Here is a 20,130-nt window from a genome sequence, read left to right as displayed (position 1 = left end):
GGGCGGGGAAGGGTGCGAGAGAAGACCCTTCCAGCGGATGCCGCCGCGTTACAGCTTTCTTCCTCGACACCCCCGCCCCACCGTCATGGCGACCGTAGCGAAGCAACCCCGGGGCGCTGCGCGATCTTAAGCTGGTGCATCACCGGGTCGCTTCGCCGTGCTCGCAATGACGGCGTGAAGCGCGCATGATTCGGCCAGAAGCTATCCACAGACACGTCGATCACGCGCTGTAGCGAGCCTGGAAACTCGTCGTTCTCAGGTGCGCTCGCTCACTCGGAAAAGCGCCCGTCAGCCCTCGATCCCCGCCCGGTCGAGGGCCGCTCGGATATCGTCCGCACTCAGCGTCCGGATCACCGGACCCGAGGTCCAGATCAGCATCGGCCGAATCGTCCGCTCCGGATAGATCTCGCCGAGCAGGCGCGCGTAGAGCGCGATCTGTCCGGCTTCCGCAGGCGGTAGCGGCGCGTCCTCGGGCGGCGGGCGGCCGGTCTTGAAGTCGGCGATCCGGATCGTGTCGGTCGCGACGGAGAGGCGGTCGACGCGGCCCTGCACCACCCGTTCGCCACCGCCGGCTCGCACCCGGCCGGACAGGTTCACCTCGGCCCGGGCGTCGGGTGCGAAGAGCGGGGCGAGGTCCGGATCGTCGATGATCCGCAGCACCGAGCGGACGATTCCGGAGGTTGCCGGCCGCGGCAGGCCGGGGGCGCGGGCCCGCACGAAAGCGAGGCCGGCCGCTTCCCGGCGCCCGGTCTCGACCCGGGGCAGGTGCTGCAGCAGGGAATGGATCAGGATGCCCCGGCGCCGCGCCTGGGCGTCCGCGAGGCGGGGCGGGGGCACCCGGGCACCGTCGGCCGCCTGCAGGGCGCCGGACGGGTTGAGAACCGGGATCTGGGGTTCCGCCGGCACGGGGCTGCGCAGCCAATCCGGCTCCGGCTTCGTCGCCGCGATCGGCGACGGCACGTCCGGCGGACGGTGCTGCGTCTCCGCGCCGTCCTGCCACAGCGTCGCGGGTCCGTAGGGCAGCTCCAGGGTCTGCCCGGCGCCGAGGGCGGCTTCCAGGCCGGCCCGGACCATCCGGCACCACGCGGCCTCGCTCTCGCGCTCGTGGCCCCGGAACGGCGCCACGATCAGCCGGTCGGCGGCCCGGGTCATGGCCACGTAGAGAAGGCGGTTGTGCTCCTGGCGCGCCCGGGCGAGCAGTGCCGCGCGGGCCTCGCCGGTGGCGGCGCAATCCTGCGTCTTCCCGCTGGACCAGACCGGCGGCAGCATCGCGCGACCGACCGGCAGCGGCAGCAGCGGCGGGTCGTTGCGCCCGAGCGGCTCGCAGCCGTCGATCACGACGACGACCGGCGCCTCCAGGCCCTTGGCCCCGTGCACCGTCATCACCCGGACCTCGTCGCGGCCCGATTCCATGTCGCGCTTGACCGTGTGGCCGGCCTCGGTGCCGACGTAGCGGGCCAGGAAGCCGCCGAGCGAGGGTGCGTCCTCGCCTGTCTCGGCCTGGGCGGCGGCGGCGAGGAAGACGTCGATGGCGTCGCCGGCCTCGCCCCCGAGCCGGGCGACCAGCTTGGCCCGCCCGCCCTGCGGCCCGAGCAGCCGCGCGTAGAAGCCGAACGGGCCGTGAAGACCCGCCAGGGCGATCCAGTCCGACAGCGCAGCGAGCCCGCGGATCGCCGCGGCATCGCCGGCCGCTGCGTGCCGGTGCAGGGAATCCTCCAGGGTCTCGGACAGGTCCCGGCGCGCGGCGAGCCGGACCAGATCCTCGTCGGTGAAGCCGACCAGCGGCGTCTTGAGCGCGGTGGCGAGCGTCAGGTCGTCGGCCGGCAGCAGGCCGGCGCGCCCGGCGGCCACGAGGTCGGCCACCGCGATATGGGCCGAGACCTCCAGCCGGTCCTGGCCGGCGACCGGGACGCCGAGGCCCTTGAGGGCGCGGATCACCTCCTCGAAGGCCGGCCCGCGCTTGCGGACCAGGATCAGCACGTCGCCGGGGCGCCAGACCCGGCCGGTGGCGTCGCCCTGGATCGTCCAGGTCCGCACCGCCTGCGCCACACGCCGCGCGGTGACGATCGCCGGGGCGCTGGTCTCGGGGGCGTCCACGGGCGCCGTCCAGGCATCCGGCTCCGGGGCAGGCTCGGGCTCGGCGATCGGCCACAACTCGACCGCCCCGGGGGCGCCGGGCCGGGCGCTGGCGTGGACGGTCCGGCGGGCGACGTCCTCGAACGACAGGCCCTCGTTGTGCGCGTCGAGGGCGAACACCGCGTCGACCGCCTGAAGCACCATCCCGGTCGAGCGGAACGACAGGGTCAGCGGCACGTCCTCGAAGGTCAGGCCGGCGGCTCGCGATTCCTGGATCCAGGCCGCCCGGGTGAGCGCGAATTCCCGCGGCTCGGCGCCCTGGAAGCCGTAGATCGATTGCTTCGGGTCGCCTACCGCGAACCGGGTCCGGGTCCCGGCCCGGGCACCCTCGCCGGCGGCGAATTCCTGGGTGATCGCCCGCAGGATCTCCCACTGCTCCGGGTTGGTATCCTGCGCCTCGTCGACCAGCACGTGGTCGATGCCGCGGTCGAGCTTGTAAAGTACCCACCCGGCCCCGACCCGGGCCAGCAGGTCCAGGGCCTTGTGGATCAGGTCGTCGAAATCGAGCGCGCCGAGCCGGGCCTTCTGCGCCTCGACCCGGCGGTGGATCTCGGCGGCGAGCTGGAACAGGGCCTGGGTGCGGGCATGCGCCCGTGCGGCGCGCAAGCGATCGAACAGCGGTTCCAGCCGATTGCGCTCGGCGATCAGGCACGCCTTCACGTCCGCCGGGACACCCTTGGTGCCGAGGCTGGTATCGGCCTTGGGCTCGTCCTTCTGGGTGAAGAACACCCCACGGTAGAGATCGAGCGCTTCGGACCGGTCCGGCAGATCCTCCGATCGCGCCCGCTCGGCCTCGGCCGCCGCCAGGGCGTCGGCCAGCTTCTCGTCGTTGGCCTTGCCGGTGCGCAATCCGTCGATCAGCGCTGCCCGGTCCTCGGGTCTGCAGCCTGGGCCGCCGTCCAGGATCGCGGCCTCGACAGCCTCCGCGTTCTCTTCGTCGGCTAGCCCGAGGGCCCCGTGCAATTCTTCGAAGGAACGCTCCATTCGGGCGCGGTCGCCGATCAGACTTCGCGCTCGCAACGCGGAGCGGATCGCCGCCCGCAGGGTGTCGCCCGTCGCCTCCGGGGTGACCCGCGCCAGCGCCGCACTGAGCGGCGTGTCGCCGTTCGACACCGCGTCGGCCAGTACGTTGGCCATCTCGATGTCGAAGATCTCTCTCGCTTTGGTCTCGTCGAGCACCACGAACCGGGCCGGCACGTTCGCCTCGAACGGGAACATGTGGAGCAGCCGCTCGCACAGGGCGTGCAGAGTCTCGATCTTGAGGCCCCCCGGCGTCTCCACCGCCCGGGCGAACAGCCGCCGCGCCATGCGCAGCCGCTCCGCGTCGGCCCGCTCGCCGGTCAGCGCCGTGAGCTCCGCCGCAAGCGCGGCGTCGTCCAACGTCACCCAGCGGCCGAGCAGGCGGAACACCCGGATCGCCATGTTGGCAGCCGCCGCCTTGGTGAACGTCAGGCACAGGATCCGGCCCGGGGGCGCCCCGTCGAGGAGCAGGCGCACGACGCGGTCGGTGAGGACCTTGGTCTTGCCCGCACCGGCATTGGCCGATACCCAGGCCGAGGCGCGGGGATCGGCCGCCCGGCGCTGGTTGGCCTGGGTCAGGTCGTCGACGACGAAGGGTCGGGGCGCGGGTACGCTGCTCAAGGTCTCGTCCGGATCGGCTGTCGGACCTCTCTACAACAGAAACGCCCCTGCGGGCCGAGCAAGGCGTCACACGAGGCGTTGCGGGATTGCCCCCAGCGCGGTCGCACCGCATGGATGCAGGCACCCGCCACGCGACACCGAAAACGCCCGTGACCCAGCCGACATCCGAGCCGGCGCGCCCGCCGATCCGCTTCCGCGGCCGCTCCTTCATGGCCACCGTTCTCGCCCCCGTGCCGCCCGTGGCCGAGTGGCTCGGCGACCTCGACGCCCTGAACCGCCGCGCGCCCAACTTCTTCGCCGGCCGGCCGGTGATCCTCGACCTCGCCGGCCTGCGGCTCACCCGGGAGGACCTCGACGGCCTGCTCGCCGAACTCGCCGCCCGCCGGATCGCGATCCTGGGCATCGAAGGCGCGCCGCCCGCGATCCTCACCCCCGAACTGCCGCCGGCCCTGTCGGGTGGCCGCCCCGCCGGCGAGGTCGCCACCCCGGGCGAGGATGCACCCGCCGAGCCGGCCGCCAAGGAGATCGCTCGGTCGCTGATCCTGGATGCGCCGGTGCGCTCTGGCCAGACCGTGCTGCATCTCGAAGGCGACGTGACTGTGCTCGGCGCCGTGGCCTCGGGGGCCGAGGTGATCGCGGGCGGGTCGATCCACGTCTACGGCGCCCTGCGCGGCCGCGCGGTCGCGGGCGCCGCCGGCAATCCCGGCGCTCGGATCTGGTGCCGTCGATTCGAGCCGGAACTGGTGGCGATCGACGGCCTCTACCGCGCCGCCGACGACCTCGATCCGACCTTCCAGGGGCAGGCCGTGGAGGTGCGGCTCGTTGAGGACGCGATCAAGCTCAGTCTGTTCGAGCGCGGGTAAGGAAGCGGCTTACCATCTTCCCGGGCGCCCGCCCGACGAACGGTTGGAATCCATTTCCCTGCCGGATGGTCTGACGCCGGACTATTCGAAGATTTGACGGTTCGATCGCAAACGCGAGGCCTGAAACAGCGCCGCGAGAAAAACCTTTTTTTTGTCGTTGTTTAAGAAGAATCGGCCGGACCCGTCAGGCGCTTGCGTGTCGACGGCCGGGACGCAAACGCTGAGGTGCGGAGTGTCCCCGATGACGGGGTCCAAGGACCGCACAGATCCGCCGATACCAGGATCCCGGCAGAATTTGCCGACCGGATCCAAAACTTAACCCTTCGGTAACCATGCCAGCCGTCAATGGTCCGGTAAGGACTCTTAACGGGCCGACATGAGCGAAACCCTCCCCGAGCCGATCGACGACCCGCAGACCGCCCCCGCGGCGGCTCCTGCGCCCCGGCCGCTCAGCCTTCGCGGGCGGGCGTTCAAGGGCCTCGCCCTCACCCCCGAGCCGCCGCTTCCCGAGTGGCTCGCGGGCCTCGACGCGGCGCTGAAGCGCTCGCCGACCCTGCTGAAAGGCCGGGCCGTCATCCTGGATTGCGCCCAGTTCAAGCCCGAGCCGGACGCGCTCGAAACGTTAATGAACGAACTCAAGGCCCGCGGCATCACGGTCCTGGGGATCGAAGGGATCGACGCCGTCGCGGCCGGATTTCCGCCGCTGCTGGTACAGGGGCGTCCGTCGGACACGGTCGAGATGCCGGCGGCGCCCGCCGAGCCGGAGCCGCAGGTGGTCACCTCGATCACCGTGGAGGGCTCGGTCCGTTCCGGTCAGAGCGTGATCAACCCGACCGGCGACGTCACCGTGATGGGGTCGGTCTCCTCGGGGGCCGAGATCCTCGCCGGCGGTTCGATCCACGTCTACGGCGCTCTGCGCGGTCGCGCGATCGCCGGTGCCGCGCGCAACCCGCGCGCACGAATCTACTGCCGCAAGTTCGAGCCCGAGTTGCTGGGGATCGACCGCCTCGTGCGGACGGCGGAGGACATGGGCACGGCCCTGCGCGGCAAGGCCGCCCAGGTCTGGCTCGATGGCGGCAACATCCGAATGGCAAGCTTAGACTAATCCAAGCTTAGAAATCAGGGAGATCCACGCGTGGCAAAGGTTCTCGTCGTCACATCGGGCAAGGGCGGCGTCGGCAAGACGACGACGACCGCGGCCCTCGGAGCGGCCCTGGCACAGGGCGGGCAGAGCGTGTGCGTCGTCGATTTCGACGTCGGCCTGCGCAACCTCGACCTGGTCATGGGTGCCGAGCGCCGGGTGGTCTATGACCTCATCAACGTCGTCAACGGCGACGCCAAGCTGCCGCAGGCCCTGATCAAGGACAAGCGGCTCGACACCCTGTTCCTGCTGCCGGCCTCGCAGACTCGCGACAAGGACGCGCTCACCGATGTCGGCGTCGCCCGGGTGATGGAAGAGCTGCGTGAGCGGTTCGACTGGGTGGTGTGCGACTCGCCCGCCGGCATCGAGCGCGGCGCCCAGCTCGCCATGCACCACGCCGACGTGGCCGTGGTTGTGACCAACCCCGAGGTCTCCTCGGTGCGCGACTCCGACCGGATCATCGGGCTGCTCGATTCCAAGACCGCCAAGGCGGAAAAGGGCGAGGAGATGGAGAAGCACCTCATCCTCACCCGCTACGACCCAATGCGGGCCGACCGCGGCGACATGCTCAAGACCGAGGACGTCCTCGACATCCTGTCGATCCCGCTGCTGGCGATCATCCCCGAGAGCCAGGAGGTGCTGCGCGCCTCGAACCTCGGCTGCCCGGTCACCCTCAACAACCCCCTCTGTGCCCCGGCGCGGGCCTACGCCGATGCGGCGCGCCGGCTGAAGGGCGAGGACGTGCCGATGAGCATGCCGACCGAGCGGAAGTCGTTCCTGGACAAGCTGTTCATGCGGAGGGCGGCATGAGCATCCTCGGCATCTTCCAGAAGCGCAACTCCGGCGCGGTCGCCCGCGACCGCCTGCAGCTGATCCTCGCCCACGAGCGCGCCGAGTCGGGCCGCCCCGACCTGGTGATGCAGCTCCGCGACGAGATCCTGGCGGTGATCGCCAACCATGTCTCGGTGGAAGCCGACAAGGTGAAGGTCACCCTGGAGCGTGGTGAGGGCGTCTCGACGCTGGGTCTCGACATCGAGCTTCCGCTCGGTGTCTCGGCCAAGCTCGATGCGAAGCTGGCGGCCAAGCTGGCCGAGGTCGCAGCCAACAGGGGTGGGCGCAAGCCCGCCGCCAAGAAGGCCGCTTGAGCCGGACCGGGATCGTCACCGCCGGCACGAACGTTTGCAAGCCGCGTCCGCCGAGCCGGGCGCGGCTTCGTCATGTCGGTCTCGACCGCGCGTGATTGCGCCCCATCTCGATTCGGCGGCGGCGATCGGTCGTCGATCGCGTCGGGAGAGTAGACCGTGCCGAGCGCCACCACGGATGACGGGATCCGCCTCCATTACGAGGAGAGCGGAAGCGGCACGCCGCTGATCTTCGTGCACGAGTTCGCGGGAGACCACCGCAGCTACGAGGCGCAGCTTCGCCATTTCGGCCGACGCTATCGCGCCATAGCGTTCAACGCCCGGGGTTACCCGCCGTCCGACGTTCCGGACGCCGTCTCGGCTTATTCGCAGGCCCGCGCCGCCGACGACATCCTGGCGATCCTCGATCATATCGGCGCTGCGCGCGCCCACGTGGCCGGAATCTCGATGGGCGCCTTCGCGACCCTGCATTTCGGGCTGCGCCATCCCCACCGCGCCCTGTCCCTCTGCCTCGGCGGCTGCGGCTACGGCGCAGAACCCGACCGACAGGAGCTGTTTCGCGCCGAGGCCGAGGCAACCGCGACGATCCTGCGGCGGGACGGCATGGAGGCTTTCGCCGAGCGCTATGCCTACGGGCCGACCCGGGTCCAGTTCGAGACAAAGGATCCCCGCGGGCATGCCGAGTTCAAGCGCATGCTGGCCGAGCATTCGGCGACCGGATCGGCCAACACCCAGGCGGGCGTGCAGAAGGGACGACCGTCCTTGTACGACCTGCAGGATGCGCTGGCGCAGATCACCGTGCCGACCCTGGTCGTTTCCGGCGACGAAGACTGGCCCTGCCTGGCTCCGAGCCTGATGCTGAAACGGGTCATCCCGTCGGCCGCGCTGGCGATCCTGCCCAATACCGGCCACGCGCTCAGCGTCGAGGAGCCCGACGCCTACAACCGCCTGCTGGGCGAGTTCCTGGCGCAGGTCGAGAGCGGGCGCTGGCCGATGCGGGATCCGCGGGCGATCTCGACCACCATCACGGGAATCAAGGGTTGATCGGTTCCCGCGGGACGAGCCGGAACTTCGCGAAGCGCTGGGGCTGCGTGGTGACCACGGCGTGGGGCAGGATCGGCTCCCGGTCCTCCAGTTCGAGCCGGAACCGGGCCAGCAGCCGGGCCAGCGACAGCACCGTCTCGATCAGCGCGAATTGGGCGCCGATGCAGACGCGCGGGCCGGCCCCGAAGGGCAGGTAGGAGAACCGCGCCGGCGGCTTCGCGCCGGGCAGGAAGCGCCCGGGGTCGAACGCTTCCGGGTCCGACCAGAGCAGCCGGTGCCGGTGGAGCACCCAGGGGCTCACCATCACGATGTCACTCTTCCTGACCGGATGGCCCGCAAGAATGTCCGGGCCGAGCGCCCGCCGGACGATCACGAATGCCGCGGGGTACAGGCGCAGGGTCTCGTCCACCGTCGCCCGGATCAATGGCAGTCGCCCGTCGCTCTGGCAGCCGGTCGGATCGCTGAGGTCGGCGGCCTGCGCCTCGGCGGCGAGCCGCTCCTGCAACTCGGGGGCGAGCGCCAGCATGTAGGCGGCCCAGAACAGGGTGCCGGCCGTGGTCTCGTGGCCGGCCAGGATCATGGTCGCGACCTGGTCCCGCAATTCGGCCGCGCTGAACGGCGCGCCGGTATCGGGGTTGCGGGCGGTGGCAAGCAGGTCGAGCAGGTCGCCGGAATGGCCCTCGTCCCGCGCCGCCGCCTGGCGGGCCGCGATGATCCGGTCGAGGAACGGGATCCAGCGTCGTCTGAACCGTCCGCGGGCCCAATCGAGCGGCACCGGCCAGCCGGGCGGGATCACGATGTCGAGGAGGTGCGGACGCCCGATCTTGACGCTGTACTCGGCGATGAAGTCGCGCAGCTCCGGACCGTACCGGTCCATCCCGACCGAGAACATGCTTCGGCCGGCGATCTCGAGCGCCAGCCGATGGAAGGCGGCGAACAGGTCGATCGGACCCGCAGCCGCCTCCGAGACGATGCGATCCATCCCGTCGTTCACGGCGGCGGCGATGTGCGGCACGAGGCCATCGATCGCCCGGGGCGTGAACGCCGGCGCCAGGGTGCGGCGCTGATGGCGCCAGGCCGAGCCTTCGCTGATCAGCAGGCCGTCACCCAGGATCGGCCGCAGGATCCGCATCGTCCCGGTGGTGCGGGCGTAGTTGGCCTGGTTCTCCACCAGGAAGTGCCGGATCGCCTCGGGATCGTTCAGGACGTAGCTCGACCGTCCGAGCAGGCCGCGCCGGGTGATCGGCTCCTCGAACGCGCGCCGGGGGAAGCCCGCCAGGCCGTTGTCGCGGATGGAGCGCAGGTAGGCCGGGAGCGGAAGCTCGTGCTCCGCCAGGGCCGGGTGCGGCGGCACCAGGCGCGGCAGGCCGGCGAGGCTCGGATGTGTCCGGTCCGAAGTCGCGATCGCGTCCGATGATGGGGGCATGTCGGACCATCCTGTGCCGGAGTCGCGCCGCACTGTAAACCGCCGGCTCGCGCCGGTCGTGCGCTGCGGCACCGTCAGGCCTGGGTCACTCGGCGGCGTTGCGCAGGCGGGACTCGTTCGGCCGAAGCTGCAATCGCGCCGGGAAGCGGGCCGCCTCGGCTTCGCTGGACAGGCTGGCCACGAGACTGCCTTGGGGCAGCACGGCCCCCGTCACGTCGAGCAGCGTGTCGACCCCGCGCTCCAGCTGCTCGCTCACCCGGTCGACCACCAGGATCTCCGGATCGCGCAGCAGCGCCCGTGCCAGGCCGATCCGGACGCGGACGCGCTCGGTGAGCAGCTGGCCGCGGTTGCCGACCTCCTTGTCGAGGCCGCGCCGCTGGACCGGGCGCTCCAGGTCGAACTCGCGGAACACCGCCCGGGCCTCGCGCTGGATGATCGCCTCGCCGTGCATGCGCGCCGTATCGATGCGGCCGAACAGCAGGTTGTCGAGGACGGTGCTGCGCGGGTTGATCCGATTCGGGTCGTACGATTCGATGTCGCAGCCGTCGTGTCCGTGCATGAACGCCTGGACCACACCCCGCGCCCCGACGATCCGGAGCTGCAGCGGATGATCGAGCAGGCCGAAGCGCATCCGCGGCTCGACGTAGGCGAGCGCGAGAGCCATGAACGCCACGCTGTCCGCCTCGTCCAGCCGGCCCTCCGCGGGCAGGCGGGCGAGCCGGCGGAGGTAATCGGGCAGGGCGTCCGGGGTGATCAGCGAGAAGCGCCGGAACAGCGGGTGGCCGGGCGGCACGTCGGCGAAGATGTCCTTGAGGTTCTGGGCGATCGCCACGCCCATGCGGTCGAGTTCGTCCAGCAGCTTCACCCGCTCCAGCGCCTCGCGGAACAGGCGCACCCCTGCGAGCCGTCGCGGATCCGTCAGCGTCGGGTCGCGCGGCACCCCGAACATCAGGTTCTCCGCGACGGTCGCCTGCGCGTTGTAGCTGCCGCGCGAGAACGGGATCACGAGGTCCGCGAGCCCGCTCTTGGCGAAGTGTTCGCGCAGATGATCGCGGGCGGCGATCATGCGCTGACCGGCGGGCGTATCGTGGACCACCGTGCTGAGGGCACCGAGGCCGAACCGGTAGAGGTCGTCGCCGAGATCCAGGCGGAAGAGCAGGTCGAGCAGGCGTTCGTCGAGTTCCCGGGCATCGCGGATGCCGAACCGGGCGTAGTCGATCCAGGGATCGTCGATGCTGTCGGCCGGGTTGCCGGTCTTCACCGCCTCGTTGATCCGCGCCTTGCTGAGATCGATGCCACGGGTCCGCAGCGGCTGGATCCGCAGCCCGTACAGCAGGTTGTCGCGCACCGTCCCGGGGAACAGGACCGGTTCGAGATCCGCGAAGGCGATGCGGCGGGACCGGACGGCCCGCGGCAGGGTCGACAGGTCGTGGTCGCCGATCCGGATCGTGCCGCTGGGCGGGACGCGCAGCCCGGCCAGGACCCGGGCGAATTCCTGCGCGATCGGTCCCGGCGGCGCCAGGGCGAGCCGGCCCGGCAGAGCGGCCTCGACGTCCGTCGTCTCGATCGGCAGCCCCCCCTGGGGATCCCGTAGCGCCAGCGCCTCCACGCGCAGCGGTCCGCCCAGGCGCGGCGGCGTCGCCCGCGAGTCCCGCTCCGCGGGCTGGAGGCGCTGCGGCCCGAAATGCGCCGCCACGGTCTCGTACTTCACCTCGACGTCGAGGCGCTGCTGATCCCAGTCGATCAGCTCCTTCAGGGGCGGCGGGAGATCGCGATAGGCGGCGAGCACCGCCACGAGCTGGCCGATATCGAGCTCGCCCTTGAGGGCGAACACGCCGCCGATGGCGTAGAACAGGAACGGCGTCACCTGCGCGAGCAGGTTGTTCAGGTACTTGACCGCGAATTTCCGCCGGTAGATGCGCAGGCGCAGGTCGTAGAGGCTGTACAGCCGGCCGCCGATTTCAGCCCGTTCCCAACGTCCGGTGTCGTTGAGTGTCACCGCCGGCAGGCCGTCGAGCACCTCGGCGACCCGGCCCGCGAGGTTGCGCGAGGCGATCTGGCGCTGGCGACTGAGCAGGATGATCTGACGCCGCAGGCGCGGGATCACGGTCATCTGCACCGCCACCATCCCGCCGGCTGCGAGGCCGAGCCAGATGTTCTGCATCATGATGAAGGCGAGCGCGGTGGCCGCCTGGGTGCCGAGGAAGACCGGCACCACGATCGCGTCGCCAATGAACGAGCCGATCGGCTCGACCTCGTCCCGGATGATCGTCGCCGTCTCTGAGGATTTCACCTCACGCTGCGCCTCCGGGGTGAAGCGCAGCATCAGGGAGAACAGCTGGAAGCGCAGGCGGCGCAGCATCCGCTCGCCGAGAATTCCCTTCTGCAGGTTGATCCAGAACTTGAAGGCACCATTGATCAGGACGAGCGTCAGGAACAGGGTCGAGAGGCCCAGCAGCAGCTCGAATCGGTCGAACTGGAAGCCCTCGAACAGCCGCGTCGTCCCGCCGCCCAGCAGGTCCGGCCAATCGACCGTGATCTCCAGGAAGGGAGCGGTCGCCTCGCCGTGCGCGAAGGCCTTGCCGGTGATGGCATCGTTGACGATGCGCTTGGGCAGATCGAGGGAGGCGAAGTAGAACGGCAGCGAGGCCAGGACCACCGCGCAGATCTTGAGCTGGTCGGCCTTCGAGTAGCGCCAGATATACGGGAAGAGCCGCGGCTCAAGCTCGCGCATCGGATCCGTCCGGTGAAAGCCCGTCCTGGCGAAATCGATGCGAGCCGGGTGTGCGCGCACGCACAGATCTGAGCGAAAACTCCATCGAACGACGCGGTTCCATCCATCGGGCTCGAAGACACGCGAGATCGGCCGCGCGGCGTCACGGTGACATCGCTGACCTGAGGAGGGCCGGCAGCGTCATCGCGGCGTCATATAGGGCATGCCGGCCGCGCGGCGGCACCCAGCGATCACGGAACCGCTACCCGCGCGGACAGCATGTCCGTACGCCGCCGCGGATCGGAGCGGCCGCGTCAGGTCGCCGTGAACGCGCAAGCTCCGGCCGGTGCATCTCGGCCGCACCAGCGGTAGCGGGCAACGTGAGCGACGCCGCGCTTAATCGAGGCGGGCGGCCGACGCATCCATGCCGCTACCGAGTGCTGTCTCGCCTGCTACCTTTCCGTGCATCGTGGTCGCCTCCGCGCGTTTCGGCCCGTATGCCAAGCCCGCCGTAGAGCGGGGAGGGGCGGCGAATCGCCACCGCCCGCCGGTCCGCGCGGACGACGGCCAATCGCCAGTGGAACGGCGCCCGAAAATCACCGAGCGCGGGGTCCACGAAGATACACGTGTGCGAGCGCGCGATTTCCGGTTTCTCCCGCCAGTGAATTCTCTGTCGCGACCTGTGGTTTATTGGGGTATGGGCGTTCCGTAATACACCGGCATGCGTGCGGCGGCCTTGCCGCGGGGCGCGCGGGCTTATATTGCGACGCAACCACCACGACTCCGTACCTCACCCGGCGCGGACGGCCGCGCCGCGCGGCCGCCAGGGAGCCGGCACAACCCGTTTCGGGCCACCATGAATCTGCGCAACATCGCCATCATTGCCCACGTCGACCACGGCAAGACGACGCTCGTCGACAAGCTGCTGGCCCAATCCGGCACCTTCCGCGAGAATCAGCGGGTCGAGGAGCGGGCGATGGACTCCAACGACTTGGAGAAGGAACGTGGCATCACGATCCTGGCCAAGGCGACCTCGGTCGTGTGGGAGGACACCCGCGTCAACATCGTCGACACCCCTGGCCACGCCGATTTCGGTGGTGAAGTCGAGCGCATCCTGTCGATGGTCGATGGCGTGATCGTGCTGGTGGATGCCGCCGAGGGGCCGATGCCCCAGACCAAGTTCGTGGTCGGCAAGGCCCTCAAGATCGGTCTCCGCCCGATCGTGGCGATCAATAAGGTCGATCGTCCGGATGCGCGCATCAACGAAGTCGTGAACGAGGTGTTCGACCTGTTCGCGGCGCTCGACGCCACCGACGAGCAGCTCGACTTCCCGATCCTGTACGGGTCCGGCCGCAACGGCTGGATGGCCGACGCCCCCGAGGCGGATCCGTCGGTGGGCCTCAAGCCGCTGTTCGAACTCGTGCTCAAGCACGTGCCGCCGGCGCGCGTCGAGGAGGGTCCGTTCCGGATGCTCGGGACCCTGCTGGAGGCCAACCCGTTCCTCGGCCGCATCATCACCGGCCGCATCGCCTCCGGCACCGTCAAGCCGAACCAGCAAATCAAGGTGCTGTCGCGGGACGGCAAGGTGGTCGAGACCGGCCGCGTCTCGAAGATCCTGGCCTTCCGGGGCCTGGAGCGCGCGCCGATCGATATCGGCGAGGCGGGCGACATCGTCTCCATCGCCGGCCTGATCAAGGGCACGGTGGCCGACACGTTCTGCGACCCGCAGGTGGACACCCCGATCCAGGCCCAGCCGATCGATCCGCCGACCGTGACCATGTCGTTCATCGTCAACGATTCGCCGCTCGCCGGCACCGAGGGTGACAAGGTCACTAGCCGCATGATCCGCGACCGCCTGTTCAAGGAGGGCGAGGGCAACGTCACGCTCAAGATCGAGGAAGCGGCCGACAAGGACTCGTTCTACGTGTCCGGCCGCGGTGAGCTTCAGCTCGCCATCCTGATCGAGACGATGCGGCGCGAGGGCTTCGAGATCGCGGTCTCCCGTCCCCGCGTCGTCTTCGAGAAGGACGAGAACGGTGAGCTTCTCGAGCCGATCGAGGAGGTCGTGATCGACGTCGACGAGGAGCATTCCGGCGTCGTCGTCCAGAAGATGTCGGAGCGGAAGGCCGAGATGCTGGAGATGCGGCCTTCGGGTGGCGATCGCCTGCGCCTCGTGTTCCACGCCCCGACCCGCGGCCTGATCGGCTACCAGGGCGAGCTGCTGACCGACACCCGCGGCACGGCGATCATGAACCGCCTGTTCAAGGCCTACGAGCCCTTCAAGGGCGAGATCGCGGGCCGCCGCAACGGCGTGCTGATCTCCAACGACAAGGGCGAGGCCGTGGCCTACGCCATGTGGAACCTCGAGGACCGCGGCCCGATGATGATCGAGCCCGGCTGGAAGGTTTATCAGGGCATGATCATCGGCGAGCACAACCGCGAGAACGACCTCGAGGTGAACGTGCTCAAGGGCAAGAAGCTCACCAACATCCGCACCACCTCGAAGGACGAGGCTGTGCGCCTGACGCCGCCGATCCGCATGACCCTGGAGCGCTCGCTCGCCTGGATCCAGGACGACGAGCTGGTCGAGGTGACGCCGAAGTCGATTCGGCTGCGCAAGACGGTGCTGGACCCGAACGACCGCAAGCGCGTCGAGCGGTCCTCGAAAGACACCGCCGCTTGAGCTGAATGCGCGGCAACCGGGCACTCAGCTCCGGTTGCCGACGGGACTTTAGGTTAGTCCCTGGTTGACCCACCGAACGGCACTACCGGGCCAGATCGCCCGGCAGCCCGTCCGGTCCGGGCCGCGTGAACCCTGTGACACCGATGCCCATCGCCACGCATGCCAGTCAGCACGTTTGTCCCGCCGCACCCTTTCGGGTCGGTCAGGACGGAGACGGTCGCTGGATCGCCGTAGAGATCGGCGGCAGGGCAGGGGGGCTGTTCCGCACCCAACGCGACGCCATCCGTTACGCCTGCGCCGAGACCGGCTGCCGTCCGGATGAGGTCGTGCTGTCCGTCGAGCCGCTCAGTTTTGGCGTGTCGTAAGCATCGGGGGCGCATCTGCTGCGTGATCGGTGAATGATGTCCGCTCCGGCCGCTACGACTTTCACTAGCCCCGAAACGTTCGGCACCAGACCGGCACGCTTCAACGCCGTAACTTTCTAGCGACAATCTGCCGGTGGCGAAGAGGCCCAATCCCATCGCCACCTCTCCGTGAACGGGCTCTCAGCTGCTGCCCGGATCGGTCTCGTCGTTCTGGCTGTCTCCGCCCTGGGGCCCCATCCCGGGCTTTCCGTCTGTCTTCTCGTTCGGGTCCTTCACCGCGTCGGGGGCAACGTTGGCCGGCTTCTTCGGCTTCGGATCTTCGCGCTCGCTCACGATTGATTCTCCTGCTCGACGCGATAATGGCCGTTCGCGACTTTCTCATCGGCGGCGGGGCCGCGGGACGCTTTCTGGTCCGAATGACCGCCTGAGGAACCACCGACCGCGGGCGGTGCCCGTCCGGCCTCGCCGGATTTGCCCCAGCCTTCCTTCGGCTCGGTCTTCGGCGCGCCGCCCCCGCCCATATCGGTGATCGCCGCCTGTTCGGAAGTTTGATGACCGCCACCCGCAGGGTGTTCACCCGGTGTGCCGACCGTATCGTCGGGCTTGCGGGTCACCGTGCCGGAATCGCTGGTGAGTCGGGCCATCAGCGCTTCCCGTCGTCCTGGCCGACCGCCGCGGTGGCACGGTCGATGGCCTTGGTCATATTCGCGCCCGTGCCGAAATCGCCCTGAAGCTTCTTCAGGTTCTCCGGGGGGGTCTCGGCCTCGGTGGCATCCGTGGCATCCGATCCGGGCGTTCCGGACGCGATCCGGGCTGCCTCCGCGTCGCCGGCCGGATCACGCTTGAGGTCCGCTTGTGTGTTGGCCGCCAATCCCACGTCGAGGGGCGAGTCCTGGCCGAGGTCCTGGCCGTTGCGGTCGGCATGAGCGTCGAAATCCTTCAACGACGGCCGTTTCGTCTGATCTGCCATGGCTCATGCCTCTCGTGCGTCACGCTGTGGCGGGACAACGGGGGCGGGTGACCAGGGTTGCGTCGGGCCGGCCGTTCCGGCTCGGGTTGGTCGTGCGACCTATGCCTCAGGGGCCCACGATCTTCGGGACAACGTTCTGCGTCAGCGCCAGCACCGAATCCTCGGCATGCCCGGGATTGTCCGCCCGGGCCTGGATCGTCAGCAGGTCGCCGTCGCGCAGGATCACCGCGGTCGACCCCCCGCCATTCGCCAAGGCATAGACGGTGATCCACCCGACCGCCGGACTGACCGGCAGGGCCGAGAGGCGGCAATCGGGGTTCTGCTTGATGCAGAGCGATTCGAGTTTCGCCAGGGATGTCTCCCCGGATCGTACGCGCTTCTCGGTCCCGTCAGTCGAGCGTCCGACCTGTATCTCGACGGACGGTGACCCCTTGCACGAGGCGCAGGTCAGGTTGAGGTCGAGCGGTGTCGCCTGCACCGCCGCATTGCTGCCGATCGCGACGCGAATTGGGTCTACGAAGCCCGTGAGGTCGTGACTGACGAAGCCCTGCGCCTGTGCGGCCGGGGCAACGAGACAGCCGAGGAGAACGAGAAGCCAGCGCATGCGGACAGATCCGTCTTGTCGTCAGGCCGCCCGCGGCGCGCCAGCAACCCGGGACTCAGATGACCCATGCGCGAAGGTTTTCCAAGATTGCCGCAAGTGATGGCCCTCTTGCGGCACGTGTGCAACCAATGACGCGAAGACGTAGTTTGACTGTATAGATCCGCGTCAGACTTATAATCGCGCGCAATTAACTATTTAATTAAGCCATTTTCTCGTAAATAAAAAAACAATACTGCCTTAAGGTGATTGAGGAAAATTGGCCGGGCGGCGGTGAGATCGTCGTGCAAACTCTCATGACGAAACGGCCATTCGGCCATCCGCTGTGCCAGGGTGACGCCTTGAAAAGAAAGGCCGCACCGCCTCCGAAGAGCCAATGCCGCCTGACACCCAAGATGCGGCGCGGGCTGCGCGCCGCAGCGATGGCGGATCAGCCGATTCCGTCGAACAGGGCCGACGAGATGTAGCGCTCGGCGAACGAGCAGGCGATCGTGACGATCCGCTTGCCCTGGAACTCCGGCCGCTTCGCCAGCTCCAGTGCCGCCGCGACGTTGCCGCCGGTGGAGATGCCACCCGGTATGCCCTCAAGGCGGGCCAGCGCCCGCGACGTCTCGAAGGCGGTGTCGTTGGAGACCTTGAGCACGCCGTCCAGGATGTCCGTGTGCAGGTTTCCAGGGATGAAGCCCGCGCCGATACCCTGGATCTTGTGCGGACCGGGCTGGCCGCCGGAGATGACCGGGGAATCCACCGGCTCGACGGCGAACACCTGCAGGCCCGGCAGGCGCGGCTTCAAGACTTCGCCGACGCCGGTCACGGTCCCGCCGGTGCCGACGCCGGCCACGAACGCGTCGAGCTTGCCGCCCGTGTCGGTCCAGATCTCCTCGGCGGTGGTCTTCCGGTGGATCTCCGGGTTGGCCGGGTTCGAGAATTGCTGCGGCATCACCGAGCCAGGGATCTCCTTCAGCAGTTCCTCGGCCTTGGCGATGGCGCCCTTCATGCCCTGCGCGCCCGGGGTGAGCGCCAGCTCAGCGCCGAGGAACGCCAGCATCTTGCGCCGCTCGATGGACATCGTCTCGGGCATCACCAGGATCAGCCGGTAGCCGCGGGCCGCGGCCACGAAGGCCAGCGCGATCCCGGTATTGCCGGATGTCGGCTCGACCAGCGTACCGCCGGGTTGCAGCTTGCCCGAGGCCTCGAGGGCGTCGATCATGTTGACGCCGATCCGGTCCTTCACGCTGGCGATCGGGTTGAAGAACTCGAGCTTCAGCAGGATCTCGGCATCGACGCCGTGCTCCTTGGGCAGGCGGTTGAGGCGCACCAGCGGGGTGTTGCCGATGGTCTCGGTGATCGAGCCGTAGACACGGCCGTGGCCGACCTTCGCCGGCGCGTTGAGGGAATCGGCCATCGCGGAACTCCTGCAGGTGACGGGTCGAACTGATGTCGGGTCCGTGCGGTCCAGGCCAAGGGGTGCCTCGGCCGACCGGCGGACAGGAGGCTGCGATATCGCGTCGCCGAACCCGGGGCAATTGGGCTAAGTGGCCTGCACGAAAGTTCTTTTTGCAGATTCCGTGGATTGCAGGCGAATATGGGAGACCGTCGCTGACGCGCAATCGTTTTGTGGAATATCTTTCTCCGGACGTGATCGAGGTAAGCTTTCGGATCGAGGTCCCATATGGAACGCGATTGTGCCACAGCGACTCGCCGCGTGGCTCTCACGGCGGCTCTCGGCCTTCTCGTCACCCGAACCGCGCGGGCCGCGGAGCCGGTGCGCGTCGTGCTCGCCACCGCAACGGCCGGCGGCGGCTTCCCCGCTTTCGGGGATGCCTTCGCGGCGGCGATCAAGGCGGCGGATCCCGAGCTGACCATCGAGACGCGCGCCAGCGGCGGATCGGCGGAGAATGTCGCCCTCCTGCGGGCCGGCCGGGTCGATCTGGCGCTGGTCCAGGGAGAATACGCCTATCCCGCATTGGCCGAGCCCGGGGACCTCACGGTCCTGGCGCCGATGTATCCCACGCCGGGGCTGTTCGCCGTCCCGGCGGGAAGCCCGATCCAGGCCGTCGTGGATCTGCGCGGGCGAACCGTGGTGCTGGGCACGCACAATTCCGGATTGACCGTCATGGGCCGCAGCGTCCTCGAAGCCTCGGGTCTCGACCCGGCGCGCGACATCCGCCCGATCCTGCTCGACCGAGCGGGCGACGGGCCGCCCATGGTTCAGGATGGTCGTGCCGACGCGCTCTGGGGCGGCGGTCTGGGATGGCCGGGTTTCGTGGCGATGGCGAAAGCGCCGGGCGGCGCGCGCTTCTTCGGGCCGTCCGAGGCCGGTATCGCGCGCCTCGCGCAACCCGGCACGGCCCTCAAGCGCCTGACCGTGCCGGCCTGCAGCTTCGCAGGTCAGCCCGCCGCGATCGAGACGGTGGGCTCCTGGAGTCTCATCCTGGCGCGGCCCGGCTTCGAACCGGAGACGGCCTTGCGGATCGTCCGCACCCTGGCCCGGACCGACATGGCCGCGCGGCATCCACAAGGTGCCGACACCCATCCAAGAAATCTCGTCGGGGTCGTGCCGGCATCCCGGCTCAGCCCCGGCACCCTGCGCTATCTCAACGAGACAGGCGTTCCGGTCCGCTGACGCCCTGTCCCTACCGGAACGAGGCGACGCGGCGGTCGCGCTTGCGCTCGGCTGCGGGCTGGTAGGCGATCTCGGCGTGGTGGGTGCAGTACGGCAGCCCGGTGATCGAGCGGGCGCCGCAGAACCGGAATTCCGGCGTGGTCGGATCGCCCAGCGGCCAGCGGCACATCGATTCCCGCAGGTCCATGATCGTGACCCGCTTCGACACCGCCAGCGCCACCGGCTCGGGGGCGGGAGCGGGCGTCGGGAAGACCGGTGCCGGACGATGCGATAGGATCGCCACCGGCTCAGGAGCCTGCGTCTCGACCACCGCGATGGCGGTCTCGATCTCGACGGCCTTGGGGGTCGGCGTCGAAGCGGGAGCCTCCTCGGCACCCCGGGCGCGACCACCCAGGCCGAGGCGATGCACCTTGCCGATCACCGCGTTGCGGGTGACGCCGCCGAGCTGCGCCGCGATCTTGCTCGCGCTCTGCCCGTCTTCCCACAGCCGGCGCAGGAGCGCCACGCGATCATCTGTCCAGCTCAGGCCCGCTTCCATAGTCCCCCTCCGCCCCTGCGGCCCGCGCGCTCTGCCGAGGTGACGCTATGCGTTCCGGGCCGATCAAGACCCTCGCAGCTCATAAGAGCCGTGCGAACAACACCCGTGCGCGTCACCCGTGCGCGTCGGCTGCCGCACCACGTGCGACACCCTGTCTCGTCAGGCCACGGCCGGACCCTAGCGCGGCGCTCGCGGCGCTTGCAAGGGCGGCCCGTTGCCCGAGTCGCCCCCTGTCCACCGG

General features: G+C 69.4%; 17 protein-coding genes. 8 read left to right on the top strand and 9 right to left on the bottom strand.

Going from position 1 to position 20,130, the window contains the following annotated elements; genetic code table 11:
* Positions 1–288 precede the first annotated feature (288 nt).
* Positions 289–3,777 carry a double-strand break repair helicase AddA gene (gene addA / locus FV233_RS04240; protein ID WP_147896685.1) on the bottom strand — a complete coding sequence of 1,163 codons (3,489 nt, stop codon included), beginning with the start codon at positions 3,775–3,777 and terminating at the stop codon, positions 289–291.
* A gap of 209 nt (positions 3,778–3,986) precedes the next feature.
* Here addA and minC (FV233_RS04235) point away from each other — a divergent pair, with 209 nt between their 5' ends.
* The 5 genes from minC (FV233_RS04235) to FV233_RS04215 all read left to right on the top strand — a co-directional run bounded on the left by minC (FV233_RS04235) (position 3,987) and on the right by FV233_RS04215 (position 7,967).
* The gene (minC, locus tag FV233_RS04235; RefSeq protein ID WP_246689903.1) at positions 3,987–4,640 is read left to right on the top strand and encodes a septum site-determining protein MinC; all 654 of its coding nucleotides are present in this window, start codon (positions 3,987–3,989) and stop codon (positions 4,638–4,640) included.
* A gap of 376 nt (positions 4,641–5,016) precedes the next feature.
* Positions 5,017–5,745 (top strand): septum site-determining protein MinC, encoded by a 729-nt coding sequence (gene minC / locus FV233_RS04230; protein WP_147896683.1) that lies wholly within the window; start codon positions 5,017–5,019, stop codon positions 5,743–5,745.
* 30 nt (positions 5,746–5,775) lie between these two features.
* Positions 5,776–6,591, top strand: a complete 816-nt coding sequence (gene minD / locus FV233_RS04225) for a septum site-determining protein MinD (protein WP_147854822.1) — start codon at positions 5,776–5,778, stop codon at positions 6,589–6,591.
* A complete protein-coding gene (gene minE / locus FV233_RS04220) occupies positions 6,588–6,926 on the top strand; it encodes a cell division topological specificity factor MinE (protein WP_147854821.1) in 339 nt (112 codons plus the stop codon). Before minD ends, minE begins: the two co-directional genes overlap by 4 nt.
* 156 nt (positions 6,927–7,082) lie before the next feature.
* Positions 7,083–7,967, top strand: coding sequence for an alpha/beta hydrolase (locus tag FV233_RS04215; protein WP_147854820.1), 885 nt, complete (start codon positions 7,083–7,085; stop codon positions 7,965–7,967).
* Here the strand turns inward: FV233_RS04215 and FV233_RS04210 are convergent.
* Complete coding sequence (locus tag FV233_RS04210) at positions 7,957–9,393, bottom strand: cytochrome P450 (protein ID WP_187278047.1); 1,437 nt, start codon at positions 9,391–9,393, stop codon at positions 7,957–7,959. The genes FV233_RS04215 and FV233_RS04210 overlap by 11 nt on opposite strands.
* A gap of 85 nt (positions 9,394–9,478) precedes the next feature.
* Positions 9,479–12,127 (bottom strand): ABC transporter ATP-binding protein, encoded by a 2,649-nt coding sequence (locus tag FV233_RS04205; protein WP_147896682.1) that lies wholly within the window; start codon positions 12,125–12,127, stop codon positions 9,479–9,481.
* 835 nt (positions 12,128–12,962) lie between these two features.
* Between FV233_RS04205 and typA the strand changes: the two genes are divergently transcribed.
* Both typA and FV233_RS04195 read left to right on the top strand, forming a co-directional pair.
* Positions 12,963–14,789 carry a translational GTPase TypA gene (gene typA, locus FV233_RS04200; protein ID WP_147854075.1) on the top strand — a complete coding sequence of 609 codons (1,827 nt, stop codon included), beginning with the start codon at positions 12,963–12,965 and terminating at the stop codon, positions 14,787–14,789.
* Positions 14,790–14,932: 143 nt separating this feature from the next.
* The gene (locus FV233_RS04195) at positions 14,933–15,154 is read left to right on the top strand and encodes a DUF2188 domain-containing protein (protein ID WP_147854074.1); all 222 of its coding nucleotides are present in this window, start codon (positions 14,933–14,935) and stop codon (positions 15,152–15,154) included.
* A gap of 180 nt (positions 15,155–15,334) precedes the next feature.
* Here the strand turns inward: FV233_RS04195 and FV233_RS30150 are convergent, their stop codons facing one another.
* The 5 genes from FV233_RS30150 to cysK form a co-directional block, all read right to left on the bottom strand.
* Positions 15,335–15,487, bottom strand: a complete 153-nt coding sequence (locus tag FV233_RS30150) for a hypothetical protein (RefSeq protein WP_187193374.1) — start codon at positions 15,485–15,487, stop codon at positions 15,335–15,337.
* On the bottom strand, positions 15,484–15,798 hold the full coding sequence (locus FV233_RS04190; RefSeq protein WP_147854073.1) for a hypothetical protein: 315 nt from the start codon (positions 15,796–15,798) through the stop codon (positions 15,484–15,486). Before FV233_RS04190 ends, FV233_RS30150 begins: the two co-directional genes overlap by 4 nt.
* Entirely contained in the window at positions 15,798–16,124 is a 327-nt protein-coding gene (locus FV233_RS04185; protein ID WP_147854072.1) for a hypothetical protein, read from the bottom strand. Before FV233_RS04185 ends, FV233_RS04190 begins: the two co-directional genes overlap by 1 nt.
* A 106-nt stretch (positions 16,125–16,230) precedes the next feature.
* Positions 16,231–16,728 (bottom strand): hypothetical protein, encoded by a 498-nt coding sequence (locus tag FV233_RS04180; RefSeq protein WP_147896681.1) that lies wholly within the window; start codon positions 16,726–16,728, stop codon positions 16,231–16,233.
* Positions 16,729–17,155: 427 nt separating this feature from the next.
* Positions 17,156–18,130, bottom strand: a complete 975-nt coding sequence (gene cysK, locus FV233_RS04175; protein ID WP_147854070.1) for a cysteine synthase A — start codon at positions 18,128–18,130, stop codon at positions 17,156–17,158.
* A gap of 300 nt (positions 18,131–18,430) precedes the next feature.
* Between cysK and FV233_RS04170 the strand changes: the two genes are divergently transcribed.
* A complete protein-coding gene (locus tag FV233_RS04170) occupies positions 18,431–19,351 on the top strand; it encodes a TAXI family TRAP transporter solute-binding subunit (RefSeq protein WP_246689900.1) in 921 nt (306 codons plus the stop codon).
* A gap of 10 nt (positions 19,352–19,361) precedes the next feature.
* Here the strand turns inward: FV233_RS04170 and FV233_RS04165 are convergent, their stop codons facing one another.
* Positions 19,362–19,889, bottom strand: a complete 528-nt coding sequence (locus FV233_RS04165; protein WP_147854068.1) for a GcrA family cell cycle regulator — start codon at positions 19,887–19,889, stop codon at positions 19,362–19,364.
* Positions 19,890–20,130: the final 241 nt, after the last annotated feature.

Origin of the sequence: Methylobacterium sp. WL7 (assembly GCF_008040085.1) — a bacterium.
GTDB classification, from domain to species: domain Bacteria; phylum Pseudomonadota; class Alphaproteobacteria; order Rhizobiales; family Beijerinckiaceae; genus Methylobacterium; species Methylobacterium mesophilicum.
This window is presented reverse-complemented; position numbering and strand designations above follow the sequence as displayed.